This is a genomic window from Kineococcus sp. GCM10028916 (genome assembly GCF_042674865.1).
Classification (GTDB): domain Bacteria; phylum Actinomycetota; class Actinomycetes; order Actinomycetales; family Kineococcaceae; genus Kineococcus.
Genome location: NZ_JBHTFM010000017.1, coordinates 408,677 through 434,896 on the forward strand (window position 1 = coordinate 408,677; position 26,220 = coordinate 434,896).

At 72.7% G+C, this 26,220-nt stretch carries 25 protein-coding genes and 1 riboswitch; of the genes, 16 read left to right on the forward strand and 9 right to left on the reverse strand.

The genetic code is table 11. The features are described 5' to 3' along the window. Positions 1-2: 2 nt before the first annotated feature. Entirely contained in the window at positions 3-1,019 is a 1,017-nt protein-coding gene (locus ACFQ46_RS18440) for a LacI family DNA-binding transcriptional regulator (RefSeq protein ID WP_380260811.1), read from the reverse strand. 127 nt (positions 1,020-1,146) lie between these two features. Here ACFQ46_RS18440 and ACFQ46_RS18445 point away from each other — a divergent pair, with 127 nt between their 5' ends. Beyond that, complete coding sequence (locus tag ACFQ46_RS18445) at positions 1,147-2,199, forward strand: Gfo/Idh/MocA family oxidoreductase (RefSeq protein WP_380260812.1); 1,053 nt, start codon at positions 1,147-1,149, stop codon at positions 2,197-2,199. Continuing rightward, positions 2,196-2,984 (forward strand): TIM barrel protein, encoded by a 789-nt coding sequence (locus ACFQ46_RS18450; protein WP_380260813.1) that lies wholly within the window; start codon positions 2,196-2,198, stop codon positions 2,982-2,984. Before ACFQ46_RS18445 ends, ACFQ46_RS18450 begins: the two co-directional genes overlap by 4 nt. Positions 2,985-3,008: 24 nt before the next feature. On the opposite strand, the gene ACFQ46_RS18455 is transcribed toward ACFQ46_RS18450, so the two are convergent. Continuing rightward, the gene (locus ACFQ46_RS18455; RefSeq protein ID WP_380260814.1) at positions 3,009-5,159 is read right to left on the reverse strand and encodes a SpoIIE family protein phosphatase; all 2,151 of its coding nucleotides are present in this window, start codon (positions 5,157-5,159) and stop codon (positions 3,009-3,011) included. Positions 5,160-5,320: 161 nt separating this feature from the next. Beyond that, positions 5,321-5,758 (reverse strand): thioredoxin, encoded by a 438-nt coding sequence (gene trxA, locus ACFQ46_RS18460; protein WP_380260815.1) that lies wholly within the window; start codon positions 5,756-5,758, stop codon positions 5,321-5,323. A 78-nt stretch (positions 5,759-5,836) separates the two neighbouring features. Between trxA and ACFQ46_RS18465 the strand changes: the two genes are divergently transcribed. Together ACFQ46_RS18465 and manD are read left to right on the forward strand one after the other, a co-directional pair. Further along, positions 5,837-6,559: a DUF2993 domain-containing protein gene (locus ACFQ46_RS18465; protein ID WP_380260816.1), complete on the forward strand. Its 723-nt coding sequence runs from the start codon at positions 5,837-5,839 to the stop codon at positions 6,557-6,559. 58 nt (positions 6,560-6,617) lie between these two features. Continuing rightward, the gene (gene manD / locus ACFQ46_RS18470) at positions 6,618-7,829 is read left to right on the forward strand and encodes a D-mannonate dehydratase ManD (protein WP_380260817.1); all 1,212 of its coding nucleotides are present in this window, start codon (positions 6,618-6,620) and stop codon (positions 7,827-7,829) included. Positions 7,830-7,868: 39 nt separating this feature from the next. On the opposite strand, the gene ACFQ46_RS18475 is transcribed toward manD, so the two are convergent. Next, positions 7,869-8,582 carry a GntR family transcriptional regulator gene (locus ACFQ46_RS18475; protein ID WP_380260818.1) on the reverse strand — a complete coding sequence of 238 codons (714 nt, stop codon included), beginning with the start codon at positions 8,580-8,582 and terminating at the stop codon, positions 7,869-7,871. Positions 8,583-8,659: 77 nt separating this feature from the next. Here ACFQ46_RS18475 and mgrA point away from each other — a divergent pair, with 77 nt between their 5' ends. From mgrA to ACFQ46_RS18520, 9 genes are all read left to right on the forward strand, one after another. Further along, complete coding sequence (gene mgrA, locus ACFQ46_RS18480) at positions 8,660-9,694, forward strand: L-glyceraldehyde 3-phosphate reductase (RefSeq protein WP_380260819.1); 1,035 nt, start codon at positions 8,660-8,662, stop codon at positions 9,692-9,694. Positions 9,695-9,740: 46 nt separating this feature from the next. After that, a riboswitch (TPP riboswitch) is annotated at positions 9,741-9,841 on the forward strand. Further along, complete coding sequence (gene thiM / locus ACFQ46_RS18485; protein ID WP_380260820.1) at positions 9,835-10,662, forward strand: hydroxyethylthiazole kinase; 828 nt, start codon at positions 9,835-9,837, stop codon at positions 10,660-10,662. (Overlaps the previous riboswitch by 7 nt.) Continuing rightward, positions 10,659-11,285 carry a thiamine phosphate synthase gene (gene thiE, locus ACFQ46_RS18490; protein WP_380260821.1) on the forward strand — a complete coding sequence of 209 codons (627 nt, stop codon included), beginning with the start codon at positions 10,659-10,661 and terminating at the stop codon, positions 11,283-11,285. The genes thiM and thiE overlap by 4 nt, the downstream gene beginning before the upstream one ends. Beyond that, complete coding sequence (gene thiD, locus ACFQ46_RS18495; RefSeq protein WP_380260822.1) at positions 11,282-12,127, forward strand: bifunctional hydroxymethylpyrimidine kinase/phosphomethylpyrimidine kinase; 846 nt, start codon at positions 11,282-11,284, stop codon at positions 12,125-12,127. The genes thiE and thiD overlap by 4 nt, the downstream gene beginning before the upstream one ends. Continuing rightward, positions 12,124-12,789 (forward strand): TenA family protein, encoded by a 666-nt coding sequence (locus ACFQ46_RS18500; protein ID WP_380260823.1) that lies wholly within the window; start codon positions 12,124-12,126, stop codon positions 12,787-12,789. The genes thiD and ACFQ46_RS18500 overlap by 4 nt, the downstream gene beginning before the upstream one ends. Positions 12,790-12,843: 54 nt before the next feature. Continuing rightward, positions 12,844-14,058 (forward strand): acetate/propionate family kinase, encoded by a 1,215-nt coding sequence (locus ACFQ46_RS18505; protein WP_380260824.1) that lies wholly within the window; start codon positions 12,844-12,846, stop codon positions 14,056-14,058. A gap of 54 nt (positions 14,059-14,112) precedes the next feature. Next, positions 14,113-16,212: a phosphate acetyltransferase gene (gene pta / locus ACFQ46_RS18510; protein ID WP_380260825.1), complete on the forward strand. Its 2,100-nt coding sequence runs from the start codon at positions 14,113-14,115 to the stop codon at positions 16,210-16,212. 278 nt (positions 16,213-16,490) lie between these two features. Continuing rightward, a complete protein-coding gene (locus ACFQ46_RS18515) occupies positions 16,491-18,197 on the forward strand; it encodes a DEAD/DEAH box helicase (RefSeq protein WP_380260826.1) in 1,707 nt (568 codons plus the stop codon). 158 nt (positions 18,198-18,355) lie between these two features. After that, positions 18,356-18,796 carry an OsmC family peroxiredoxin gene (locus ACFQ46_RS18520; RefSeq protein WP_380161008.1) on the forward strand — a complete coding sequence of 147 codons (441 nt, stop codon included), beginning with the start codon at positions 18,356-18,358 and terminating at the stop codon, positions 18,794-18,796. Positions 18,797-18,819: 23 nt separating this feature from the next. Here the strand turns inward: ACFQ46_RS18520 and ACFQ46_RS18525 are convergent, their stop codons facing one another. Then, positions 18,820-20,184: a serine hydrolase domain-containing protein gene (locus ACFQ46_RS18525; RefSeq protein ID WP_380260827.1), complete on the reverse strand. Its 1,365-nt coding sequence runs from the start codon at positions 20,182-20,184 to the stop codon at positions 18,820-18,822. A 208-nt stretch (positions 20,185-20,392) separates the two neighbouring features. After that, positions 20,393-21,253 carry an enoyl-CoA hydratase/isomerase family protein gene (locus ACFQ46_RS18530; RefSeq protein WP_380260828.1) on the reverse strand — a complete coding sequence of 287 codons (861 nt, stop codon included), beginning with the start codon at positions 21,251-21,253 and terminating at the stop codon, positions 20,393-20,395. Between the two features lie 89 nt (positions 21,254-21,342). Here ACFQ46_RS18530 and ACFQ46_RS18535 point away from each other — a divergent pair, with 89 nt between their 5' ends. Beyond that, entirely contained in the window at positions 21,343-21,909 is a 567-nt protein-coding gene (locus ACFQ46_RS18535) for a TetR/AcrR family transcriptional regulator (protein WP_380260829.1), read from the forward strand. A gap of 63 nt (positions 21,910-21,972) precedes the next feature. On the opposite strand, the gene lepB is transcribed toward ACFQ46_RS18535, so the two are convergent. After that, positions 21,973-22,587 carry a signal peptidase I gene (gene lepB, locus ACFQ46_RS18540; protein WP_380260830.1) on the reverse strand — a complete coding sequence of 205 codons (615 nt, stop codon included), beginning with the start codon at positions 22,585-22,587 and terminating at the stop codon, positions 21,973-21,975. Between the two features lie 326 nt (positions 22,588-22,913). Next, a complete protein-coding gene (locus tag ACFQ46_RS18545; RefSeq protein ID WP_380260831.1) occupies positions 22,914-23,558 on the reverse strand; it encodes an ArsR/SmtB family transcription factor in 645 nt (214 codons plus the stop codon). A gap of 61 nt (positions 23,559-23,619) precedes the next feature. On the opposite strand from ACFQ46_RS18545, the gene ACFQ46_RS18550 reads away from it, so the two are divergent. Further along, positions 23,620-24,408: a maleylpyruvate isomerase N-terminal domain-containing protein gene (locus ACFQ46_RS18550; protein ID WP_380260832.1), complete on the forward strand. Its 789-nt coding sequence runs from the start codon at positions 23,620-23,622 to the stop codon at positions 24,406-24,408. A gap of 5 nt (positions 24,409-24,413) precedes the next feature. Further along, positions 24,414-25,799 (forward strand): MFS transporter, encoded by a 1,386-nt coding sequence (locus ACFQ46_RS18555; protein WP_380260833.1) that lies wholly within the window; start codon positions 24,414-24,416, stop codon positions 25,797-25,799. 89 nt (positions 25,800-25,888) lie between these two features. Here ACFQ46_RS18555 and ACFQ46_RS18560 read toward each other — a convergent pair whose 3' ends face one another. Then, positions 25,889-26,209 (reverse strand): hypothetical protein, encoded by a 321-nt coding sequence (locus ACFQ46_RS18560; protein ID WP_380260834.1) that lies wholly within the window; start codon positions 26,207-26,209, stop codon positions 25,889-25,891. Positions 26,210-26,220: the final 11 nt, after the last annotated feature.

Genomic DNA, 26,220 nt, shown 5'->3' on the forward strand with positions numbered 1-26,220 from the left:
GGTCAGGAGCCGGACACGGGCATCCGGTCGGCCGGGCCGGCCGTCGTCCCCCGGACGACGAGGCGGGGTGTGACGACCACCTCGCGACGGACCTCGGCGGCCCCCTCCACTCGGGCGATCGCCTGTTCCACCGCGTGCCGCGCGAGGGTGGCGGGGTCCTGCCCCACGGTCGTGAGCGACACCGTCGAGAGGGCCGCCACGGCGCTGTCGTCGAAGCCGACGATCGAGACGGCGCCCGGGACGGCGACCCCGGCGGCGCGCAGGGCGTGCAGCAGCCCGGCGGCGAACTCGTCGTTGAAGGCGAGGACGGCGTCGGGCACCCCGTCGCGCAGCAGGTCCGCGGCCGCGGCCTCGCCGCTCGCGCCGTCCGCTCCGCCCGGGCGGAGGTCGGCGGGCAGCCCCGCGGCCCGCACCGCCCGGCGGTACCCGGCGCGGCGCTCGGCCGCCCCCGGCGCCCGGCCACCGTGCAGGTGCACGATCCGGCGGTGCCCGAGGCCGACCAGGTGCTCGACGGCGAGTCGGGCGCCGGTCTCGTCGTCGGTGCGGACGATCCCGGCGTCCACCTGGCGCAGCGCCCGGGCCAGGACGACGACCGGGAGCCGCGCGGCGAGTTCCTGCAGTTCGTTCCGCCCGGCGCCCGGGCCGAGGAGGACCAGGGCCTCGACCCGCTGGTCGAGCAGGGCCCGCACGGCCGCGGCTTCGGTGCGGGAGCGCCCGCGCGGCTCGAGCCTGAGGCGCCAGGGCGAGTCGGTGACGGCGCCGTAGAGCGCCTCCACCAGTTCGCCGTGGAAGGGGACGTGCAGGCCGTGGACGACTCCGAGCGTCCGGCTGCGACCGGAGCCGAGCAGGCGGGCGCGTTCGTCGGGGTGGTAGTCGAGTTCGGCTGCGGCTCTCAGCACCCGTTCCCGGTTGGCGGCGCTCGCCCCGGGAACTCCGCGGAACACGATGGACACCAGGGCCCGGGAGACCCCCGCCCGGGCGGCGACGTCGGCCATGGTCACCGGCTGCGGACGCGTCACCCGCCGCACCCTAACGGCCCGACCGCTTGACGTCCGGCCCGTGCCCGGTCACCCTGGACCGATCTAGACCTAGAGCGCTCTAGGGTGATGCCGGGTCGCGAGACCCGGCGGGACGAGAGGCGAACGCATGTCCGACGTCGACGGCGACGTGAGAAGCACCGGGATCGGCCTGATCGGGGCCGGACGCATCGGCAGTTCCCACGCCCGGCTGGTGGCGACCAGGGTTCCCGGCGCACGGCTCGCGGCCGTCGCCGACCCGCGACCCGGCGTCGCCGCGGCGCTGGCCGGACCCCTGGGTGCGGTCGGGCTCACCGACCCCGCGGAACTCCTCGCGCGACCCGACGTGGACGCGGTCGTGGTGACGGCCAGCACCGAGGCGCACGCGGACCTCGTCGAGGCCGCCGCCCGCGCCGGGAAACCCGTGTTCTGCGAGAAACCCGCTGGGCTCTCGATGGCCGAGCTCGACCGCGGCATCGCGGCCACCGACGCCGCGGGTGTCGCGTTCCAGGTGGGGTTCAACCGCCGGTTCGCCCCCGAGTTCGCCGCCGCCCGCGCCGCGATCGACGCGGGCCGCATCGGTCGCCCGCAGCTGCTGCGGTCCCTCACCCGCGACCCGGGCCTGCCGAACCCCGCCGTGGTCCCGGCCTGGGCGGTGTTCGTCCTCACGCTCATCCACGACTTCGACACCCTGCTCTGGCTGAACCCCGGTGCGGAACCGGTCTCCGTCTACGCCGTGGCCGACGCCCTGGTCGCCCCGGACTTCAAGGACGCCGGGTTGCTCGACACCGCGGTCGTCACGATCCGGTTCGACAACGGCGCGATCGCCGTCGCCGAGGCCAACTTCTCGGCCAGCTACGGCTACGACGTCCGGGGTGAGGTCTTCGGGTCCGCGGGGATGCTGAGCATCGGCGAGGGGTCACGATCGGCCCTGCAGGTCCTCGACGCCGATGGCCGGCACAGTTCCACCCCGCGCTCCGACGTCGAACTCTTCGCCGACGCCTACACCGGTGAACTCACCGAGTTCGTCGCGGCCGTCCGCGAGGGCCGCACTCCCTCCGTCACCGGTCGCGACGCCCGGCGTGCGCTGTCGATCGCCCTGTCCTGCATCGCCTCGGTGCGCAGCGGCGGTCCCGTCGACCCGGCCGTCGTGGCCGCGTCGGTGGACGCGAGGACCCGGTGAGCGGCTTCACGCTGGCGGTCTGCGCCGAGATGGTGTTCCGGGACCTGCCCCTGCCGGACCGGGTGCGGACGCTGCACGACGCGGGTTTCGCGGTCGAGATCTGGGACTGGACCACGAAGGACCTGTCCGCGCTCGGTGCCACCGGGGCGCGGTTCACCTCGATGACCGGCTACGTCGACGGGGAACTCGTCGACCCCGACGGTGCGGACCGGCTGCTGGCGAGCGCCGAGCGCTCGATCGCGGCGGCGGAGGCGCTCAGCGGTCAGGGTCGTCCGAACCTCAACCTGCACGGCACCGGCCTGGACGGGAGGGGACTGCCCGTGCGTCCCGTAGTCGAGGTCACGGGGGCCATGTGGCTCGCGGCGCAGCGCACCCTGGTCCGGATCGCGGAACTCGGGGAACGCCACGACGTGGTGTTCACGCTGGAGAACCTCAACGTCGCGGTGGACCACCCGGGGACCCCGTTCGCGTCGGCGGCGGACACCCGCGCGCTCGTCGCGGCGGTCGCCAGTCCGCACCTGCGGATGAACCTGGACCTCTACCACGCCCAGATCGGGGAGGGGAACCTCGTCGAACTCCTGCGGGGCTGCGTGGACCTGATCGGAGAGGTCCAGGTCGCCGACGTCCCGGGCCGGTGCGAGCCGGGGACGGGCGAGATCAACTACCCCGTCGTCGCGGCGGCGCTGGCCGGTGCGGGGTACCGCGGGAGGGTGGGGATGGAGGCGTTCGCCTCGGGGGACAGCCGGGCGGCGGTCGAGGCGTTCCGGAACTCGTTCACGCTGTGAACCCGGCTCCCCGGGTCAGCGGGGTCAGACCGCGTCGAGGGTGAACCAGACGACCTTGCCGATGTCGGCGTCGTCGACGCCCCACCTGCTGGCGGAGGTCTCGAGCATGCTGAGGCCCCGCCCCGAGAGGGCGTCGTCGTCCGGGGCCTGCAGCAGCGGGCGACGGTCGTTGTCGTCGGAGACCTCGACGTGCACGAGGTCGGGGGTGGCGGTGATCCGCACCCGGGTGTCGCTGCGGCCGTGGACGATCGCGTTGGTGACGAGTTCGCTGGTGAGCAGTTCGGCGGTCTCGGCGACGGAGTCGGGCAGACCCGAGCGGTGGCAGCACCGGCGGGCGAGGCGGCGGGCGTCGCGCACCGAGCGCGGATCGGCGGGCAGCACGATCTCCTGGGGGTCCCCGGCGGGGGAGCGCAGGGTGTCGGGGCTCGTGTCGGTCTCGATCCGGACGACGAGCAGCGCGGTGTCGTCGGCGGTCCCGGCCGGTCCGAGGGTTCCCAGCAGGAAGTCCGCCCAGGCGCCGGCGGTCACACCGTCGGGGGCGGCGAGGGCGTCGGCGACGGTCGCGATGCCGTCGTCGAGGTCGCCGTCGCGGCGCTCGACCAGTCCGTCGGTGTAGAGGACCAGGACGTCGCCGGGGACGAGGGTGACGGTGTGCTCGCGCCGCACGGTCGTGGGGTCGAGGCCGAGGAGGAGGTCCCCGCTCGGCCCGAGCCGTTCGACCCGGCCGTCGGGGTGGCGCAGCAGGGGCGGCAGGTGCCCCGCGTTGGCCCAGCGCAGCCGCCGACCGGCGACCCCGTTGACGGGGGCGTCGAGGACGGCGAGCACGGCGGTCGTGAGGGTCTCCAGGCCCAGCCCCGCCATCGCCTGGTCGAGCCGGGCCAGCAGGTTCGCGGGGCGGTCGTCACCGTCGTAGCTGATGCCGCGGACGAGGTTGCGCACCTGGCTCATGGCGGCCGCCGCGGTCTGGTCGTGACCGCTGACGTCGCCGACGACGAGCACCGTGCCGCCGGAGCGGGTGGGGAAGGCGTCGAACCAGTCGCCACCGACCTGCGCCCCGCGGGCGGCGGGCTGGTAGCGCGTCGCCAGCTGAAGCCCTTCGCGCAGCGGCGGCTGGGTCAACAGGCTGCGCTGCAGCGTTTCCGCCATGCGTCGCACGGCCCGGACCTCGTCCTCGGCGACGCGTTCGCTGCCGATCCGCTCGACGGCCTGCGCGCACTGCGCGGTGAAACCCTCCAGGAGTTCCAGTTCGTCCGCGCTGCAGGTGTGGTCCTGCGTCCAGGCCACGGCCAGCGCCCCGAGCACCCCGCCGCCGACGACGAGGGGGAACAGCGCCCAGGCGTCGCGTCCGCTCTGCTCCCGCACCGCGGGCATCACCGGGTGGTAGGCGTCGGCGGTGGCGGCGTCCGGCAGCAGCAGGCGCTCCCCGGTGCGGGCGCTGTGGCAGACCGGGAGCGGGCTGTCGTGCGGGACGTGTTCCCACCGCGCGCGGTAGTCGTCGTCGAACGCGTTGCTGCCGACGAGGCGCCACCCCCCGTCCTCGGCCGGGACGGCGATCCCGCTGCCGTCCGCACCCAGGGTGGTCAGCCCCTGGGAGACGACGCGGACGACGTCGTCGAGGGTTCGCGCAGCGCTGAGGCGGAGCCCCACGTCGGCCAGTGCGGAGACCTCGCGCGAGTCCTGCACCCGGGACCGCAGGGACGACTCGAGCGCCATCCGGAGGGACGACTCCGGCGCCGCGTGGTGCCCGGTGAGTTCCGTCCGTCGGTGCTCCAGCACGTACGCGGTGACGTCCTGAACGCCACCGACCACGACCTGCACCCGCCCGTCGGCGTCCAGGACGGGCGTCGCCGTCAGCGACCACCAGCGTTCGGCCGGTCCGGGCGCGTCCTCGTGCGTGAGGTCGTGCGGGAGGTCGTGGCGCACCAGCGGGACGGTGTCGGGGAGGCGGTGGGTCAGGACCCGTTCGCACAGCTCGGGGAGGCTCCCCGGTCCCGGCGGGAAGACCTCGGACTGCGGACGGCCGACGAGGTCCGCACGATGACGCCCGACCAGGCGCAGGAACTCGTCGGTGGCGTCGAGCACGACCTGCTCGGGGCTGAGGACCACGTAGCCGGCCGGCAGCGCGCGGAAGACCGCGGTCCTGACGGCGTCGGGCACCTGCCCTGCGGAGCGCACGGGGACCTCCTGCCGGCCGGGGACGCAGCGGTGTCATCGAACCACCTGCGACCACCTCGCGCAGGGTTTCTCCCCGACGTTCTCCTCGCCCTTCTCCTCGACGTGGACGCAGAGCACCCCGCCCCCTGGTGGGGGACGGGGTGACGGTGGAGCGTCTGCGGTCAGAAGGCCGCCGGGTCGGTGCCCGCACGGACGCCTTCGCGGGACGGCTGCGCGGCCTGGGCCTGCTGGCGGGCCTGCTCCTGCATCGCCTGCGCGTACTGCTCCTTGACCTGGTCCATGTCCAGGGAGCGGACCTGCTCGATCAGCTGCTCGAGGGCGGGCGCGGGGAGCGAACCGGGCTGTCCGAACACCGGGATGCCGTCGCGGTAGGCGACGAGCGTCGGGATCGAGGTGATGCCGTACCGGGCGGCGAGCTGCTGCTGGTCCTCGGTGTCCACCTTGGTGAAGGTGATGTCCCCGTGGGACTCCGACGCCTTCTCGAAGACGGGGGCGAACTGCTTGCACGGACCGCACCAGTCGGCCCAGAAGTCGATCAGGACGATGCCGTCCTTGACGGTGTCGTCGTGGGTCTCCAGGGTCAGGGCCTGAGTGCTCATGTCTCTCCCAACCACGAGGACCCGTGAAGACTTCCCGCTCCGTCCTCCCCGTCCAGGGCCGTCGGGCACAGTGAGCGGGTGGCCCGCTCCCGTCTGATCCGTCTGCTGGTGACCGTCGTCGCGCTCGGGGTGATCCTCGTCGCGGGCGACCTGGCCGCCCGCAGCTACGCGACCGGACGGTTCGCCGGGGAGCTGCGGAGCGCGTACGACCTGCCCGCCGACCCCACGGTGACCGTGGCGGGCGGGTCGTTCCTGTGGCAGGCGGTGCGGGGACGCTTCGACGACGTCACCGTCGACGTCGGGCAGATGCCCGCGGGGAAGGTGACGCTGCGCGACGTGCGGGTGCGCATCCCCGAGGTCGACGTCCCGCTCGGGGTCCTCGTCGGGGGCTCCGGGACGGTCGACCTGGCGGCCGGCACCGTCCGGGGACAGGTGTCCTACGCCGACCTCGCGCAGCAGGTGTCCCCGGGTGGTCTGCGGGTGGCTCTGGCGCGTGCCGGGGACGCGATCCGGGCGACGACGACGGTCCGCGTCTTCACCCTCGGGGTGGAGCTGGCCGTGACGGTCCGTCCGGAACTCGACGGCGCGTCCGTGACGCTGGACCCGGTGAGCGCCGAGGTGGCGGGGGCGGAGGTGCCCTTGAGCCGGGCGGAACGACTGCTCGAGGCGGCCGGGTTCGGCGGCTGGTCGATCGCGTTGTCCGACGTGCCGCCCCACGTCGACCTCGACGCGTTCCAGGTCGCCGACTCCGGCGTCCTCGTCAGCGGGACCCTCGGGGCGAGCGCGGTGGACGTCGACTGACCCTCGCCCGCCAGGTACTGGTGCACTAGTGTGGCAGTAGTCCACCGCGGAGGGTCCGATGAAGATCACCGATGCCCGGGTCGTCGTCTCGTCGCCGGGACGCAACTACGTCACGCTCGTGCTCGAGACCTCCGACGGTGTCGTCGGGGTCGGCGACGCCACCCTGAACGGCCGGGAACTCGCCGTCGCGTCCTACCTGCGCGACCACGTCTGCCCGCTGCTGATCGGCCGGGACCCGGCCCGCATCGAGGACACCTGGCAGTACCTCTACAAGGGGGCGTACTGGCGGCGGGGACCCGTCGGCATGACCGCGATCGCGGCCGTCGACGTCGCGCTGTGGGACATCAAGGGCAAGGTCGCCGGGTTGCCCGTCTACGAACTCCTCGGCGGCGCGTCCCGCTCGGGGGTCATGGTCTACGGCCACGCCGACGGCCACGACGTCCCCGAACTCCTCGACCGCTTCGCCGAGTACCTCGAGCAGGGGTACAAGGCCGTCCGCATCCAGGCCGCCGTACCGGGGGTCGCCAAGACCTACGGCGTCTCCGTCCACGACGGACGCATCTACGAACCCGCGAACTCCGACCGCCCCGAGGAGGGGTCCTGGGAGAGCTCGGCCTACCTCGACTTCGCCCCGACCGTCTTCGAGGCCGTCCGGGAACGCTTCGGGTTCGGCGTGCACCTGCTGCACGACGTCCACCACCGGTTGACGCCCATCGAGGCCGCGCGCCTCGGCCGCGCGCTGGAACCGTACCGGCCGTTCTGGATCGAGGACGCGACCCCGGCCGAGGACCAGTCGGCGTTCCGCACGATCCGCGCCCACACCACCACCCCGCTCGCGGTGGGGGAGGTCCTGAACTCCATCTGGGACGTCCAGACCCTCATCACCGAACGCCTCATCGACTACGTCCGGATGTCGGTGTCGCACAGCGGGGGGATCTCGCACCTGCGCAAGGTGTACGCCCTCGCGGAGTTGTTCGGCGTCCGTTCCGGCGCGCACGGTGCGGGCGACCTCTCGCCGATCGCGCACGCCGCCGCGCTGCACCTGGACCTGGCCATCCCGAACTTCGGCATCCAGGAGTACATGGGGCACCGGGATCCCGCGGGGGAGGTGTTCCGCTCCACCTACTCCTTCGCGCAGGGGTACATGCACCCCGGGGACGTCCCCGGGATCGGCGTCGAGTTCGACGAGGCGGCGGCGGCGCGGTTCCCCTACGAACCCCGCTACCTGCCGGTGAACCGTCGCCTCGACGGGACCGTCCACGACTGGTGAGCGGCCCTCCCCGCCCTCCGGCCGCCCGGGCCGCGCGGCTCAGCGGTCGTCGGAGAAGAACTCCGGGTGCTCGGCCCGGACGACGGCGATGTCGTCGAACACCTTGCGCAGGTGGCTCCGCAGGGCGGTCGCGGCGGTGTCCGCGTCGTGCGCGGCCACCGCGTCCACGACGGCCTCGTGCTGGTCGATCAGCACGTCCAACTGGTCCGGCAGCGGCAGCGACAACCGGCGGGCCCGGTCCAGGTGGACCTTGGCCCGGCTCACCGAACGCCAGGCCGCGGCGTGCCCCGAGACGGCCAGCAGGCGCAGGTGGAACTCCTCGTCCAGGGCGAAGAACCGGTCGTGCTCGCCCCGGGCCGCGGCGCGGCGCTGGTCCGCCAGGGACCGGCGCAGGTCCTCGACGTCGTCCTCGCCCACCTGCGGGACCGCCTGTTCCAGCGAGGCCAGTTCGAGGGCCTCGCGGACGAACTGCGCCGTGGCGATCTCGCTCTCGCGCAGGGGGGAGACGAACGTCCCGACCTGGGGGACGACGTTCACCAGACCGTCCTCCACGAGGAGGATGAGGCTCTCGCGCACCGGGGTCCGGCTGACCCCCAGCGCGGCCGCGAGCTCGTTCTCGGACAACGGGGTGCCCGGCGGGTACTCCAGTCCGACGATGCGGCGGCGCAGCTCGTCCAGGACCAGCGCGCGAGCTCCCCGCGGACTCCCCGCGCGCTGCGCGAGGCGGGACGTCCGGGCGGGCGGCGGGCTCACGGGACCAGTCTCGCAGGGAGGCCCGATGTGCTCGCCCGGCAGTGCCTCCTGCGGGGTGGTCGTGGCAGGATCGGCGGGTGACGTACACCGCAGACGCTGGACGCTACGAGTCCATGCCCTTCCGCCGCTGCGGCCGCAGCGGGATCGAACTGCCGGCCCTCTCGCTGGGGTTCTGGCACAACTTCGGCGACGACAAGCCGTTCCAGACCCAGCGCGACATCGCCCGCCGCGCCTTCGACCTGGGGATCACCCACTTCGACCTCGCCAACAACTACGGCCCGCCCTACGGCTCGGCGGAGACGAACTTCGGCCGGCTCTTCGCGGAGGACTTCAAGCCCTACCGCGACGAACTGGTGATCTCCTCCAAGGCCGGCTGGGACATGTGGCCCGGCCCCTACGGCGACCACGGTTCCCGCAAGTACCTCACGGCGTCGCTGGACCGGTCGCTGCAGCGGATGGGCCTCGACTACGTCGACGTCTTCTACCACCACCGTCCGGACCCGGACACCCCGCTCGAGGAGACGATGGGGGCGCTCGACGCCATCGTCCGCTCCGGCAAGGCGCTCTACGTCGGGATCTCCTCCTACGGCCCCGAGCGCACCCTGCAGGCCTCGGGGATCCTGCGTGACCTCGGGACCCCGCTGCTGATCCACCAGCCCTCGTACTCGATGTTCAACCGCTGGATCGAGTCCGGGTTGCTCGACGTCCTCGAGGCGGAGGGGGTCGGCTGCATCCCGTTCACCGCGCTGGCGCAGGGTCTGCTGACCAACCGCTACCTCAACGGCATCCCCGAGGGCTCCCGTGCGGCGCAGGGGAAGTCCCTCGACCCCTCGATCCTCAACGACGACACCCTGGCCCGCATCCGCGGCCTGCAGGAGATCGCCGACGGTCGTGGTCAGACCCTCGCCCAGCTCGCGCTGGCCTGGGTCCTGCGCGACCGTCGCGTCACGACGACGCTCATCGGGGCGAGTTCCGTCCAGCAGGTCGAGGACAACGTCGCCGCCGTGTCGAACCTCGAGTTCAGCGACGAGGAACTGAAGGCCATCGACGAGTTCGCCGTCGACTCCGGCGTCGACCTGTGGGCCCAGGCGCGGGCCGGCGGGGAGAGCTGACCCAGCGCTGACCCAGCGTTGACCTTGGCCTGACGGTGCTACTGTCGGCCGCGACACGGGGTGCTCCGCGCAGATCACGGAGCTGAGAACACACCCGTCGAACCTGACGCAGGTAATGCTGACGAAGGGATGTCGCGGCCATGACAGCCGTTGCACCAGAACACGTCCGTCCCGAGCAGATCGTGGCGGCGCGCGCCGCGCTGAGCGAGCGCACCCCGCTCGTGCAGTGCCTCACGAACTCCGTCGTGCAGACGATCACCGCGAACGTCCTGCTGGCGGCCGGTGCCTCCCCGGCCATGGTGGACAACGTCCACGAGTCCGCGGCGTTCGCGCAGCTCGCCTCCGCCGTGCTCGTCAACGTCGGCACCCTCGACGACGGGAAGGCCCGGGCGATGTCGCTGGCGGCGGAGTCCGCCCACCGGAACGGAACCCCCTGGGTCCTCGACCCCGTCGCCGTGGGTGGGCTGGAGTTCCGCACCCGCGTCGCCCGCGAGCTGCTCCAGCACGCCCCGACCGTGGTGCGGGGCAACGCCTCCGAGGTCCTCGGGTTGGCCGGCGCGGGAGCCGGTGGTCGCGGGGTCGACTCCACCGACGGCGTCGAGGAGGCCCTGGTGGCCGCCCGCGAGATCGCCGACCGCACCGGGGGAGCCGTGGCGGTCTCCGGGGTCGTCGACGTCATCGTCCACGGTGGACGCACGGTCCGGGTGAGCGGTGGCCACCCGCTGCTGACCCGCACGACCGGGGCCGGGTGTTCCCTCGGGGCCCTCGTCGCCGCCTACGCCGCCGTCGCCGAGGACCCCCTGGTCGCGGCCGTCGCCGCCCACGTCCACGTCGCCGTCGCCGCGGAACGCGCTGCCGCGCAGGGGGTCGGGCCGGGGACCTTCGCGATCCGCTGGCTGGACGAACTCGACGCCGTCGACGCCGACGCGGTCCGCGACGACCTCGCGCGCTCCGGGCGGATCGCGTGAGACGGGGTTTCGACCCCACGCTCTACCTCGTCACCGACACCGCCCAGTGCGGACCCCGCGGAGTTCCCGCGGTGGTCCGTGCGGCCGTCGCCGGCGGGGTGACCGCCGTGCAGGTGCGGGCCAAGGACGGTGGGGACCGCGAACGCCTCGCGCTCGTGCTGGCCGTGCAGGAGGCGTTGCGGGGCAGCGGTGTCCCGTTGTTCGTCAACGACGCCGTCGACATCGCCCTCATCGCCGGCGTCGACGGGGTCCACCTCGGGCAGTCCGACCTGCCGGTCGAGGACGTCCGGCGGATCGCCCCCGGGATGCTGCTCGGGTTGTCGGTCTCCACGGTCGAGGAGGTCGCCGCGATCGACCCGGACGTCGTGGACTACTTCGGGGTCGGACCGGTCTGGGCGACCCCGACGAAACCCGACGCCGCCGCGCCGCTCGGCCCTGAGGGTCTCGCGACCGTGGTGGGGGCTTCTCCCGTGCCCTGCGTCGCGATCGGCGGGATCCACCCCGAGAACCTGGAGCAGCTGCACGGCACGGGGATCGCGGGTTTCTGCGTCGTGTCCGAGATCTGCGCCGCCGAGGACCCCGAGGTCGCCGCCCGGTCGTTGCGGACCCGGTGGGGATCGTGAGCGCACCCGTTGCCCCTCCCGTCCGCGTAGCCCTCACCATCGCGGGCAGCGACTCCGGCGGGGGAGCCGGGATCCAGGCCGACCTCAAGACGTTCGCCGCGCACGGGGTCTACGGGGCGAGCGTCGTCACCGCGCTCACGGCGCAGAACACCCACGGGGTGCGGGGGATCCTCGCGGTCCCCGCGGAGTTCGTCCGCCTGCAGCTGGACACCGTCCTGGACGACATCACCGTCCACGCCACCAAGATCGGCATGCTCGCGGGGGCCGACGTCGTCCTCGCCGTCGCCGAGGTGCTCCGCTCCCGCGCGCTCGGACCGGTCGTCCTCGACCCCGTCATGGTCGCGACCAGCGGCGACGCGCTGCTCGACCCCGGTGCCGTCGCGGCGGTGCGCGACGTGCTGCTGCCGCTGGCCGACCTCGTCACCCCCAACGTCCCCGAGGCGGCGGCCCTGCTGGGCGTGGACGCCGCGACCTCCGTGGCGCAGTGCCGGGACCAGGCGGAGGAACTGGCGCGCCGCAGCGGCACCGCCGTCCTGCTCAAGGGTGGGCACCTCAGCGGGGAGGCCAGCGTCGACGTGCTCGCGCGTCCCGGGAGCCCCGCGCTCACCGTGCTCGTCCGGCGCGACCGGGTCGACACCACCGCCACCCACGGCACCGGCTGCACGCTGTCGTCGGCGCTGGCCGCGCAGGCCGCCCTGCACCCCGGAACCGGCTGGGACGTCCTCGTGGAACCTGCCCGCGACTACCTGCAGGCCGCCCTCCTCGCCGGCGCCCGCCTCGACGTCGGGTCCGGGCACGGACCGCTGGACCACGCCCACGCCCTCAGGGAGGACCGCTCGTGAGCTTCACCGACGACACCTGGACCCGCACCGCCGACCTGCGCACGGCGGTCGAGAACTCCGCGTTCCTCGCCGAACTCGGCGCCGGGTCGCTGGACCCCGCGACGTTCCGGCACTACCTGGAACAGGACACGATCTACCTCGCCGGCTACGCCCGGGCGTTGTCCCTGCTCGCGGCCCGCGCACCGGGGCCCGAGAGCGCGGGGTTCTGGGCCGGCTCCGCGCACGGCGCCGCGAGCGTCGAGGTGTCCCTGCACGCCGACCTCCTCGCCGGTGGGCGGTTGCCGCAGCCGACGGGACCGGCCCTCGCGTCCCCCACGACGCTCGGCTACGTCTCCTACCTCGTCGCCGCCGCGGCGACCGCCCCCTACGCCGTCGCCGCCGCCGCGGTGCTGCCCTGCTTCTGGATCTACGCCGACGCCGGGCGACGACTGGCCGCCCACGCGGACCTCGTCGCCGACCACCCCTACGCGCGGTGGGTCGCGGCCTACGACGCCCCGGAGTTCCACCTCTCGGTCGAGCGGGCCCGGCGGTTCGTGGACGAGGCGGCGGACGCCAACCCGGGTGACGTCGAGGCGATGCACGAGGCGTTCGCGACCGCGACGCGCTACGAGTGGATGTTCTGGGAGACCGCCCACGCCCGTGAGGGCTGGCCCGCTGCGTGAGAGGGTCGATCCGGGGTTCCGCACGGGCGGGACGAGCACCGTGAGGAGATCAGCGTGTCGACCAGCCAGGGTTCCGTCGTCGTCGTGAACTGCGGCAGTTCCTCGGTGAAGCTGGCCCTCGTGGACCCGGTGACGGGGGAGCGGGCGCTCAGCTGCCTCGGGGAGCGGATCGGGTCCCCCGACGCCGTGGTCCACATGACCACAGCCGCCGGGACCCGCACGATCACCCCGGCCGCCACCACCCACCGCGGCGCCCTCGCCCACGTCCTGCAGCGCCTGCTCGACCTCGACCTGCCGCCGCTGCTCGGCGTCGGGCACCGCGTCGTCCAGGGTGGTGCGGTGTTCCGCGGTTCCGTCCGCGTCGACGACCGGGTCCTCGCGCAGATCCACGAACTGTCGGCCCTCGCCCCCCTGCACAACCCGGCCAACGCCTCCGGCATCGAAGCCGCCCGGGCCGTCCTGCCCGACCTCGAGCACGTCGCCGTCTTCGACACCGCCTTCCACCAGACGATGCCCGAGGCGAACTACCGCTACGCCGTGCCGACGCAGTGGTACGAGGAGTTCGGCGTCCGCCGCTACGGCATGCACGGGACCAGCCACCGCTACGTCAGCCAGCGGGCCACCGAGCTGCTGCAGGCCTCCGGCCGGGACCCGCGCGGGCTCAAGCTCGTGGTCGCCCACCTCGGCAACGGCTGCAGCGCAACGGCTGTCCTCGACGGACGATCCGTCGACACCACCATGGGCCTCACCCCGCTGGAAGGCCTGGTGATGGGCACCCGCTCGGGCGACGTCGACCCGGCGGTCGTCGAACTCGTCGTCGCCCGGACCGGGACGAGCGTCACCGAGGTGGTGAAGCAGCTGAACTCGAACTCCGGGCTGCTGGCGCTGTCGGGGCTCTCCAACGACGTCCGGACCCTGTCCGGCAAGGCCGCGGAAGGCCACGCCGGGGCCAAGCTGGCCCTGGAGGTCTTCGTGCACCGGGCGGCCAAGCACATCGCCGCGCTGACGGTGTCCCTGGGCGGGCTGGACGCCCTCGTCCTGACCGGCGGGATCGGCGAGAACGCCAAGAACATCCGCTCGATGCTGCTGGCCAAGCTCGCCCACCTCGGTCTCGTCGAGGACCCCGCCGCCAACGACGCACACGGCCGCTCCGCCAGCCCGACCGGGTGCATCACCGTCCCCGGCGGAGGACCGCTGGCCATGGTCGTCCCCACCGACGAGGAGCTGCTCATCGCGCGGGACACGGTCGCCCTCGTCGAGCACCGCTGAACTCCCGCAGGGGCTGCCGTCGCCGCCCGGGGCGGCGTGGGGGAAGGTGAAGCCATGGCCCGCGTGCTGCTCGTCGTCCCCACCGGCCACGGTGCCGGCCTCACCTCGACCTGCCTCGGGCTGGTCCGGGCCCTCGACGCCCGCGGGGTCGCCGTCGGGTTCCACAAGCCGCTCGCCCAGCCGACCCGCGGGTCCGAGGCCGACCGCTCCGTCGCGCTCGTCCGGCTCACCACCACGCTGGACCCCTCCGAGCCCATCCCGGCCTCCCGCGTCGTCGAACGCCTCTCGCGCGGCGACATCGACGACCTGATGGAAGAGGTCGTCGCCGCCGCCGAGAAGGTCCTCGCCGCCCACGACGTCGTCGTCGTCGAAGGCCTCGCCCCCTCCGCCGACCAGGTGTTCTCCGGCCGGGTCAACCAGGCGCTCGCGACCGCCCTGGACGCCGACGTGCTGCTCGTCGGGTCCGCCGGCCCCGACGGCACCGACCCCGGCGCCCCCGAACGCATCGCCGAGGACATGGCCGTCACCGCCGGCACCTACCGGACGGGGGAGGCGCTGCGGGTCATCGGCGGCGTCGTCTCGCGCTGGCCCGTCCCCGAGGACCCCGAGACCGCCGTGGCCCGGATCTCCGCGCTGCGCGGCGCGCTGGAGCACCACGAGATCCCCCTCGTCGGGGCCGTGCCCTTCCGCGGTGACCTCACCTGGGCGCGGGTGCGCGACCTCGTCCACGACCTCGACGTCGAAGTGCTCACCCACGGCGACCAGGGCCGTCGCATCAAGGAGGTCGTCGTCGCGGCGCAGGCCGTCCCGGGGATGCTCCCGCTGCTGCGCGAGGGGCGCCTCATCCTCGTCCCCGGTGACCGCCACGACGTCGTCATGGCCACCTGCCTCGCCGCGCTCAACGGCAACCGCCTCGCCGGTCTGCTGCTGACCGCCGGCGTCGGGATGGACCCCCGCGTGCAGGAACTCACCGCGGCCGCGGCCGCCACCGGGCTGCCCATCCTCCGTTCCGACCGCTCCACCTACGCCACCGCCACGGCCGTCAACCGGCTCGACCCCGAGGTGCCCGCCGACGACGCGGAACGGGCGCTCGCTGTCTCCTCCACGGTCGCCGACGCCCTCGACCCGGGCTGGCTGGCCAAGCTGCCGACGGCCTCGCACACCCCGCGCCTCTCGCCCGCGGCCTTCCGGCGGCGCCTCACCACGCTGGCCGCTGAACGCCGGCAGCGGATCGTCCTGCCCGAGGGCGCCGAACCGCGGACGATCCAGGCCGCGGTCATCTGCGCGCAGCGCGGGATCGCCCGACCCGTGCTGCTGGCCGACCCCGACGAGGTCGCCTCGGTGGCGGCCGGGCTGGGGCTGACGATCCCCGACGGGGTCGAGGTGCTCGACCCAGCCGGTCTGGTCGAGACCTACGTCGACGTGCTCGTCGAAGCCCGCAAGCACAAGGGCATGACCGTCGACGTCGCCCGCGACTCCCTCGCCGACCCGATCTGGCTGGGGACGGCGATGCTGCAGGCGGGGGCCGTCGACGGTCTCGTCGCCGGCGCCGTGCACACCACCGCCGCTACGGTTCGCCCTGCGCTGCAGATCATCCGGACGAAACCGGGGGCCCGGCTGGTGTCCAGCGTGTTCTTCATGTGCCTGCCCGACGACGTCGTCATCTACGGCGACTGCGCGGTGAACCCCGACCCCGGGGCCGAGGACCTGGCCGACATCGCCCTGCAGTCCGCGGCGTCGGCGCGGGCGTTCGGGATCGAACCCCGGGTCGCGATGATCTCGTTCTCCACCGGCTCCTCGGGCTCCGGCTCCAGCGTGGACAAGGTGGCCGAGGCGACCCGCATCGCCCGCGAGCGCGAACCCGACCTCATCATCGACGGGCCGCTGCAGTACGACGCCGCCGCCGTCGCCTCCGTCGCGGCCTCCAAGGCGCCGGGCTCACCCGTCGCCGGCCGCGCCACCGTGTTCGTCTTCCCGGACCTGAACACGGGCAACACGACGTACAAGGCGGTGCAGCGCAACGCAGGGGTCATCTCGGTGGGGCCGATGCTGCAGGGGTTGGCCAAGCCCGTGAACGACCTCTCGCGCGGCGCGCTCGTCGACGACATCGTCTACACGATCGCGCTCACCGCGATCCAGGCCTCGCGCGGCTGAACCCGTTGCGGCGCACGGCCTCGGGATCGTTGCCTCCCCGAGGTCACCTAGTGACCCCGGGGAGGCAACGATCCCACCCCGGGGCCGCCGGGGTGACGCCGGGAAGGGTTGAGCGCTCAAGCCTGTTACTCTTCTCAGGACGGTGTCGATGCCGTCATCTCAGCGGGCGAGCCGCCCGCGAGGTCGCTTGAGTCCCATACCTCAGCATCTGTGCGCTACCGCGCGCCCTGGGGGCGGACCGCCGTGCGGCCGACGAGCCCACGTGGAGTTCTTCTTCCATGCCCCAGTACGAAGACCGTTCGTACCGTTCCAGCCGTCCCTCGCGTTCTGACGAGGGCGGGTTCCAGCGCCGCGATTCCCGCGGCTACCGCACGGAGGACCGCCCGTCCTCCGACCGCTCCTTCGACCGGGACGACCGTCCCCGTTCGGGCGGTTACCAGGGTGGTGGTGGCAGCAGCTACCAGAGCCGTGGCGGTTCGTCCTCCGGTGGGTACCAGGGCAGCAGCAGCAGCAGCCGCGGTGGTTTCTCCTCCGGTGGCGGCAGCCGCAGTGGCTACCAGGGTGGCGGCAACCGCCGCAACAGCACCCCGCGCAGCCCGCGTTCCTTCGCCCCCTCGGCGACCGAGCAGGCCCTCACCGCGGCCGAGCTGATCGAGGTCGCCGAGTCGACCTTCGCCGAGCTCGGTCTGCCCGACGAACTGGTGCAGGCGCTCGAGCGTCGCGGGATGACCGCGCCGTTCGCGATCCAGTCGCGCACCCTGCCCGACGGCATCGCCGGCCGCGACATCCTCGGCCGTGCCCGCACCGGTTCCGGCAAGACCCTCGGGTTCGGCCTGCCGATGCTCGCGCGTCTCGCCTCGCAGAAGCGGGCCCGCATCACCGGTGCACCGCGTGGTCTGGTCCTCGTGCCGACCCGCGAGCTCGCGATGCAGGTCGCCGACGCGTTGCGTCCTCTCGGTGACTCCCTCGACCTGCGGCTGTCCGTGGTCGTCGGCGGCGTCCCCTACGGCCGTCAGATCTCCGCTCTCCAGCGCGGGATCGACATCCTCATCGCGACGCCGGGTCGACTCGTCGACCTGATCGAGCGCGACGCCGTCTCCCTCGCCGAGGTCGACATCGCCGTCCTCGACGAGGCCGACCACATGGCCGACCTGGGCTTCCTGCCCAACGTCCGGGCCATCCTCGAGGGCACCAAGCCCGGCGGGCAGCGGATGTTCTTCTCCGCCACCCTCGACCGCGGTGTCGAAGCCCTCGTGAACGACTTCCTGACCGACCCGGCGTTCCACGCCGCGCCGGCCGACCCCGACGACGTCGGGCACATGGAGCACCGGGTCTTCGCGGTCCGGCCGCACGACAAGCTGTCCATCCTCACGGAGATCAGCAAGCGTCCGGCGCGTTCCATCTTCTTCGTGCGCACCAAGCTCGGCGCCCAGCGCCTGGCCGACCAGCTGCGCGAAGCCGGTGCGCCGGCCGAGGCGATCCACGGGGACCTGCGCCAGTCGCAGCGTTCCAAGGCGATCGACGCCTTCTCGGCCGGGGAGACCCGCGTCCTCGTCGCGACCGACGTCGCCGCCCGCGGCATCCACGTCGACGACGTGGACCTCGTCGTGCACGTCGACCCGCCGAACGACCACAAGGACTACCTGCACCGCTCCGGCCGCACCGCGCGTGCCGGTGCGACCGGGACCGTCCTCGCGATCGCTCTGCCCGACCAGGTCCGCCGTTACGGCTGGCTGCACCGGGACGCGGGTGTCGAGGCCAAGAACGTCGAGAACGTCAACGCCGGGGACGAGACCGTCCGCGCCGTCGCCGAGTCCGGCGAGGTCGTCGTGATCAAGCCCCGTCGCACCGAGACCCGCGAAGGTGGTGCTCGTGGCCCGCGCCGCGGCCCGCGTCGTGAGGGTGGCTTCCGTGGCGGTCCCCGCCGCGAGGGTCAGGGTGGCGCTCCTCGCGGTCCGCGTCGCGAGAGCGCTCCGCGCGACTGACGCACGACCGGTGCACGACTGACTGACGACAGGGCCCGTGGGGATCTCCCCACGGGCCCTGTCGTCGTTCCGCCCCCAGGGGAACGGGTGCTGGGTGGCGGGGTGCGGGTGAGGTGGCGAGGATGAGGGCGCCAGACGTCCCGAACAGCGGAGGAACCATGCCCACCCGTACCGCACGCACCGCCTGGAACGGCACCCTCGAGACCGGCTCCGGCCAGGTCGAGCTGTCCAGCTCCAAGGTCGGCACCTACGACGTCTCCTTCCCCAAGCGCGCGGCCGACGACGCCGGCGGCACGACGAGCCCCGAGGAGCTCATCGCCGCCGCCCACTCCTCCTGCTACGCCATGCAGTTCTCGGCGCTGCTGGCCGAGGCCGGCGGCACGCCGGAGAGCCTCGAGGTCACCGCCGACGTCTCCCTCGGCCCGGACGCCGCCGGTGGTTTCAAGCTGACCGGCATCGCGTTGAAGGTCACCGGTGAGGTCAGCGGGATCGACAACGACACCTTCGTCAAGACCGCGCAGGCGGCCAAGGAGACCTGCCCGGTCTCCAAGGCCCTCACCGGCGTCGAGATCACCCTCGAGGCCTCGCTCGACGCCTGACGCGAGACGTCACCGTCGAGACGTCAGACCGGCGCGTAGCGGTCCAGCGGCACCATCGTGATGCCGCTGTGGCCGCGCAGCGTCGGGGTGCCGTCCGCGCGCCGGCCCAGGGTCCAGTCCTCCCCGAACGATCCGAAACCGCCGTCGCGCACGACCTTCAGGGTCTGCCCGTCGAGCACGTCGAACGTCACGGGGTTCGCCGCGGGGTCCGCCGTGTCGGGGTCGAAGGAGATCAGCGCCGAACCCGCCCGCACGACGTCCTGCGGGCCCCACAGGTTGGCCCACCGGCCGCAGAACGCGTTGAGGTCGGCGGTGGGTTCCCCGGTCCCCCACTCGGCGAGGAACAGGTCGACGAGCTTCACGACCCCGACCGCGAGTTCCGACGCCGGGCCGTCGACGCTGTTGGTGAGGACGCTCACCGCGAGACCCGACTCCGGGTCCAGGAGGCTCTTCGTGATGTGGCCGGGGAACCCGCCGGAGTGCCCGACCAGTTGCCGGGCACCGATCTTCTCCCCGATGAACCCCAGACCGTAGGACCGGTCGGTCCCCTCCGTCGGCCACTCGGCGCGCTGCGCCAGCCGTTTGGCGTGCTCGCTCAGCAGTTCGGTGCGTCCGTGGCGGTGCGCGGAGAACCACGCCGTGAGGTCCTCGGCCGTGGAGCAGAAACCGGTCGCCGCGGCCATCCCGGCGGTCGAGGGGTGCGGGAGCGGACGTCGCGGTCCGATCGAAGCGGGGGTGTACCCCGTCACGAGGTCGCCCGCCGCCGGCAGGTCCGGAGTCGTGCGCGTCAGACCCAGCGGGGCGACGAGTTCGCTCGCGACGAACTCGCCGTAGGGGGTGCCCGTCACCGCCTCGACGACGAGGCCGAGCAGCGAGTACCCGATGTTGGAGTACTTGAACCGCGAGGAGCGGGGGATGACCGAACCCCCGGACCGCACGGCGGTCCGCAGTCCGTCGACGTCCAGGAACCCGTGCTCCAGTTGCCAGAAGTCGCCGTCGAGGCCGTCGCGGGTGAGGCCCGCGGCGTGGCCGAGGAGTTCACGCAGGCTCGCCCGGGCCAGTTCGGCGTCCTCCTCGGCGACCCACGGCACGTGGGTGGCGAGGGTGTCGTCGAGCCGGAGCCGGTCCTGTTCGGCCAGGCGCAGCACGGCCGTCGCGGTGAAGGTCTTGGAGTGCGAGGCCACCCGGAACACGTGCTCGGGGGTGAGGGCGACGTCACCCTCGCGGTCGGCGTGGCCGTGGGCGCTGGAGTGCACCAGGTCGTCGTTCAACCGGACGGCGAACTGGACACCGGGGATGTCGAGACGCCGACGACGGAACTCGATCCAGTCGGCGGCGACGGCGGCCGCAGCGGCGACGACCTCGGGCGTGAGGGTGGGAGCAGGCACGGGCTCACGGTAGGACACGGGCCACGCCGGGTCAGCACGGTTTCCGGGCTCCTCGGACCTGCGGGCCGGTAGCCCGTCCCCGTGAGCGCAGCGGCGTCGTCGCCACGAGCGGATCCCGCGGCGACCGGGCACCGATGAGGGTGTACCGCCTCGGGCGATCGGCGCAGGGACGGAAGGCCCCGAGCCGAGAGGGCCCGGGGCCTGCCGATCACGCCGTGGCGGGGTAGGGGACGGCGTCCAGCAGTCCCTCGAGGTCGTGCTCACCGGCAGACGTCTGTGCCCCTGCCTCCAGCGCCGTGCGGATGCGTTCCACCACGTGCTCGGGCGAGGGGTAGACGCGAACGTGTGCTTGCGCCTCCTCGTGCAGGTGCGGGACCGCCCCGCTGGCCTCGGCGGCGTCCAGCGCCTGCACGGCCGCGGCGACCACGCCGGCGGGCAGCGCCGCGATGCGGCGGGCGAGCGCGTCGACGAACTCGTCGAGCTCGTCGTCGGCGAGGGTGCGGTTGACCCATCCGTACCGTTCGGCCAGCTCGGCGGGGAAGAGTTCGGCGCCCAGGACGATCTCCAGGGCGCGCGGGCGCCCGACCAGCCGGTTCAGGTACTGGGTGCCCCCACCGCCGGGGAAGATCCCCATCCGGGTCTCGGGCTGGGCCAGCCAGGTCCGCCCGGCCGCGGCGAAGCGCATGTCCGCGGCCATGGCCAGTTCCGCACCACCGGCGCGCAGGCGCCCGCGCAGCTTGGCGATCGTGACCTGAGGCAGCGTGCGGAAGCGTTCGTTGAGCTGTTGCAGCGGGTTCAGCCGGGCGTCACCGCCCTCGTCGGCCAGACCCAGGAGGGTGGTGGCGTCCAGCATCCACTCCATGTCGGCGTGTGCGACGAAGTAGTCCTCGTTCGCGCTCTGCAGCACGATCACGCGGACGCTCTCGTCGGTGGCGACGGTTTCGGTGAAGCGCTTGAGGTCGCCTCCCAGGGCGGCGCCCAGGACGTTGACCGGTGCGTGGTCCAGCGTCACCCAGGCCACGCCGTCGGCCTGGTGGATGTGCAGGGTGGAGAAGTCGTCGTAGGTCATGGTGGTCCAGCCCGTCGTCTCACGAGTTCTGTAGTGGTCACTACAGATTGACCGTAGCACGGTTCTTTAGCGACCGTTAAACTCATGGGATGGCCGGCAGACCGCGCACCTTCGACCGAGACGTGGCCCTGGAGCAGGCGATGCACGCCTTCTGGGAGCAGGGTTACGCCGCCACGACGGTGTCGCACCTGACCCAGCGCATCGGCATCGCCGCCCCCAGCTTGTACGCCGCCTTCGGTGACAAGCAGGCGCTGTTCGACGAGGTCACCGAGCTCTACGTGGGCAGGCTCGAGCAACGACTGAACCAGGACCTGGCGGCTCCGACGGCCCGCGCAGCCGTCGAGGCGGTCCTGCGCACCGCAGCCGACGCGTTCACCGCCGTCGGCACCCCGCCAGGCTGCCTGGTCATGGGCGAGCCGCTGCTCGCGAGCCGACGCGCAGCGACGCGAGAGGCCATCGCCCGGCGACTCCACCGCGCGGTCGAGGCCGGTGAGCTGACCTCCCACGAGGAGGCCGACGAACTGGGCGCCTACCTCGACACGGTCCTGGCCGGTCTCGAAGCACGGGCCCGCGACGGCGCCGACACCCCGGAACTGCAGACCGCCGTCACGCGGGCGTTGCGCGCCTGGCCCTCGAGCACGCCCGCCTCCGCCTGACTCCCTCGCGCCTCGAGGGCTTCGGTCAGCTTCACGTCGTCTGGACGAACGACGCGTCACAGCTCAAGAAACTCCCGACGAACCGGTCACGGAGTCGAAGTCACCGGGAGTTCCCCACCACGCCCACCGCGAGAACGGCCACACCACCGCGTACGCCCGCCCCGTGACCAGGTCCACGGGAACGAAACCGCCGTAGGGCGCATCCGGGTGGCAGCGGGAATCCCCCGAGTGGTCACGGTTGTCTCCCATCACCCACAACCGCTGCGCAGGGACCGTGACGTCGAACGCCGTCCCGCAGGGTGCAGCACCCGGCTTCAGGTAGGCCGACTCGTCCACCGCAACCCCGTCGACGCTCACCGGGTCCTGCGCGTCGGTGCACACGACGTGATCTCCGGGCAGGCCGATGACCCGCTTGATCAGGTGATCGTCGGAATCCTCCGGCAGCAACCCGGCGAAGGTCAGCGCGCCGGCGACGGCGCTCCCGAAGGGCCCGCGCCGGGTCGGGACGCTCTCCCGCAGCCAGTGGCCGGGATCGGCGAAGACGATGACCTCCCCGCGGTGCAGGTCGAAGGGACCAGGGGTCAGCTTGCTGACGATGACCCGGTCGCCCTTGAGGAGGGTGTCCTCCATGGACTCCGAGGGGATGAAGAACGCCTGCAGCAGAAAGGTCTTGACCAACCAGGGAGACCACCAGCGCCACGACGACCAGCAGCGTCTCCCGGATCGCTGCGGCGAACCCTCGAGCCGGTGACCGCTGTGGCCGCGCGGAGGGCACTGAGGGGGAGGTGGTGGTCTCATCACCTGAGCTCGGCGTCGGTCACGCCGTCGATCGTGACTGACGCACCGGCAGGAGATCAGGAGACGCGACAGGCCCCTCGACTCGTTCCTCCCGGCGGCTTCACGGTCTCCCGCTCTCCGGCCGGTTGCCGGTGACGTCGCGCTCCTGTCGATGGCCGCAACGTCCGGAGCAGCAGGAGAACCGCCACCACGAGGGCCGCGTGCAGCTACTCCGAGGCGTTCTCGGTGGGGGCGGCGATGGGCACGAAACGCAGCGCCGCCTGCACCGTCCGGTCCTCTGGGCCGGGCTCAGGACGGTTGCGCAACCGGTAGGGATCCAGCAACAGCATGACCTGGTGCACCACCTCGCTCAGCTCCTGCGCCGACAACCGCAAGGTGGAGTTGCTGACCAGGCTGGCCTCACGCCACGGCTGTGGTTCCTGGTCCTGCGCTGCACGGACGATGAACCCTTCCACCGCAGCATCCGCGGCTTGCAGCAGCGCCTGGGTGACCGCCATGTCCAGAGCCTGGGCCTCGGTGGGGTCCGCGTCGATGGTCGCCATGTCGACCTGCCACGCCGGGACGGTGGCCTCCCACACCCGCTCCCGTCCGTCACCACCACTGCGACCGCCGCTGGGACTTTCGCCACCACGCCGGCCTGCGTCACGGACCAACCCGGCCGCGGCCAGCTGACGCAGGTGCCACGAGCAGGCGCTCGGACTGAGGTCGACGACCTCGGCGCACTGCGTGGCCGTAGCCCCACCGCGTTCGGCCAGGACGTCGAGGATCCGCAGTCGCGCCGGATGTCCCAGGGCCCGCAGGACCGAGGGGTCGGTGAGGCGGACACCGAAGTTCATCTCTGGTCGCTCCACCCCGCCAACATATGTGAAGGAGCCCCTTGACATCCAGACCTGAAGGGTTAGCTTCACAACTGTGCCCCTCGTCCACCTCACGTTCGCTGACCACCTGCGGCTCATCGACGAGCGATCGTCCGCCTTCGCTGCCGCGGTGGCCGCGGCGCCCGACCTCGACCTGCCGGTGCCGACTCATCCCGGGCGGACGTTGTCCGACCTCGTGCAGCACGCGGGGACGGGTCGCCGGAAGACTGCCGCTGTCGTCGCCGCGGGACCCGCGGACGGACCTCCGCCGACGTCGGCGTGGGACGACGGCGCAGGTGCGCCGCGAGAACGCGGTGCCCTGCTGGACTGGTGGACCGAGTCCGTCGAGCACCTGACGAACGTCTTGCGGGAGGCCGGGCCGGACCGCGCGTGCTGGACCTGGTGGGACGACTCACCCTCGCCGCAGACGTCCGGGGCCTGGGCGCGGCGACAGGTCTGCGAGATCGCGGTCTTCACCCACGACGCCCAGCTCACCACTGGTGCACCGCAGCGAATCCCTGAAGAGGTCGCCCTCGACGGCTTCGACGACTGCCAGTTCACCCTCTGCGCCACCACGATCGCCTGGCCCCACGAACCCGCCGTCGTCGACTACCACGCCACCGAGGGCCGTTCCTGGCGCCTGCGGCTCTCCCGCCACGGCGCCCGAGCCGCCCAGCTCACCTCAGCCACCGGGCCCGACACCGACCCGGCCGACGCCTCAGCCACGGGCTCGGCCAGCGACCTGGTCCTCTTCTTCTACGACCGCATCCCTCTCGAGTCGTTGGCCGCGGAAGGCGACCGACGCATCTTCGATCGGCTCGCAGAATGGGACCCCTCCGTGTGATCACCGTGACCACCACCGTCCGGCGATCACGCAGACCCCTGACCGGCCTGCTCACCGCCCACGCCATCTCCCTGACCGGCAACATGCTCACGCTCATCGCGCTACCGCTCTACGTCCTGGCCCAGACCGGTTCAGCCGCGTTGACCGGCCTGACCGGTGCCGTCGCCACCGTCCCGGTGATCCTCGGCGGAGCTTTGGGCGGGGTGCTCGTGGACCGCGCCGGGTACCGCCGAACCAGCGTCGTCGCCGACCTCGTCGGTGCCGTCACGATCGCTGCCGTACCCCTCCTGCACCACAGCTCCGGGCTGCCGTTCTGGGCACTGCTGGTGCTGGTCTTCGCCACCGGCCTGCTCGACACCCCCGGCCAGACCGCCCGCCGAGCACTGCTGCCCGAAGCCGCGACCGCCGCCGCAGTGCCGTTGGAACGGGCGGTGGGCTGGATGGAAGCCACCGAACGCGGCGCCCGCCTGGTCGGTGCTCCGCTCGCCGGACTGCTCGTGGCCGCCGTCGGGGCGCTGAACGTGCTGGCGTGGGACGCCGCGACGTTCGTCGCAGCGGCCGTCGTGGTGCTCTCCCTCGTCCCAGCCGGTCGACCTCAGACGTGGGCCGGTCCCGCCGCGCGACCGGACGACGGCTCTGAACCGACCGCATCGACTCCGCCGACCTCGCCGAGTGCCGAGCTCGAGGAACCGGACAGCACCACCTCCACGACCGCGACCCCCGCGGACGGACCGCGAGCCGGGTACTGGCGTGAACTGCGCGAAGGCGTCAGCTTCTTGTGGCGAGAACGTCTGCTGCGCAGCGTCGTCGGGCTCGTCCTGGTCACCAACCTCTTCGACGCGGCCAAGTCCAGCGTGCTCCTACCGGTCACCGCCCAACGCGACCTGGGCGGTTCCGTCGCCTTCGGCCTGATCGTGGGGACGATGGGTGGCGGCGCCCTCATCGGCTCCCTGCTCTTCGGCGCCATCGGTCACCGTCTACCCCGGCGAGCCACCTTCGTCACCGCGTTCGTCCTGGCCGGTGCACCACCGCACCTGGCCCTGGCCACCGGTCTCCCGCTGCCGGCCATCGTGGCCGTGACCGCCCTCAGCGGTCTGGCCGCAGGAGCCATCAACCCCATCATCGGCATCATCGAACTCGAACGTGTACCACCGGGGATGCGGGCCCGGGTCTACGGAGTCATCGGAGCCGGCGCCTGGGCCGGGATGCCGCTGGGCTCCCTCGCAGCGGGCTTCGCCGTCGACCACCTCGGCCTGCGACCCACCCTCTACAGCGTCGGCATCGCCTACCTCCTCGTCGTGCTCACTCCACTGCTGGGTGGGCCGTGGGAGTCCATGAACGCACCGGCCGCCTCACACGCCCAGAACGGCGCCGTAGCACCGACCTCCTGACGTCCCGGGAGCTGTCCCGGTCAGGGCGAGGTGCGCTCGGGCGCACGGTCGTCCCGAGGTGTGCGCGTTGTCGCTGACGACTGATGACTTCACTCGTCCGGCGATCCGCGGAAGATCTGTCCGATCCCGAAGGAGGGGCGAGGCCCACGTGTCATCCTCACGTGGTGGTCGAAGGCGATGATCGCGCTGCCCGGTCGGGCAACCGCAGGCGTACCTGGCTCCTCGGCCTTCTGGCCCTGTTGATCATCGTTCAAGGCTTGCGAAGCCTGTCCACGTCCAGTGCTGTGGACCTCGTCCTCGGTCTGATCGTGGTGGTGGCTGGAGTCGCCACCGTTGCCGTTCGCGTCCGCGACCTGATTCGGCATCGCCGACAACGTCGGTAGCCGGCGGCCCTGCCGCCAGGCCTCCACCCGCGGCTTCA

Bases quoted from the DNA above. Each gene is read 5' to 3' on its own strand.
- ACFQ46_RS18445 (WP_380260812.1), top strand. From the start codon at position 1,147: ATGTCCGACGTCGACGGCGACGTGAGAAGCACCGGGATCGGCCTGATC.
- ACFQ46_RS18520 (WP_380161008.1), top strand. From the start codon at position 18,356: ATGCCCACCCGTACCGCACGCACCGCCTGGAACGGCACCCTCGAGACC.
- ACFQ46_RS18530 (WP_380260828.1), bottom strand. From the start codon at position 21,253: ATGACCTACGACGACTTCTCCACCCTGCACATCCACCAGGCCGACGGC.
- ACFQ46_RS18535 (WP_380260829.1), top strand. From the start codon at position 21,343: ATGGCCGGCAGACCGCGCACCTTCGACCGAGACGTGGCCCTGGAGCAG.
- thiM (WP_380260820.1), top strand. From the start codon at position 9,835: ATGACAGCCGTTGCACCAGAACACGTCCGTCCCGAGCAGATCGTGGCG.
- trxA (WP_380260815.1), bottom strand. From the start codon at position 5,758: ATGAGCACTCAGGCCCTGACCCTGGAGACCCACGACGACACCGTCAAG.
- manD (WP_380260817.1), top strand. From the start codon at position 6,618: ATGAAGATCACCGATGCCCGGGTCGTCGTCTCGTCGCCGGGACGCAAC.
- pta (WP_380260825.1), top strand. From the start codon at position 14,113: ATGGCCCGCGTGCTGCTCGTCGTCCCCACCGGCCACGGTGCCGGCCTC.
- ACFQ46_RS18515 (WP_380260826.1), top strand. From the start codon at position 16,491: ATGCCCCAGTACGAAGACCGTTCGTACCGTTCCAGCCGTCCCTCGCGT.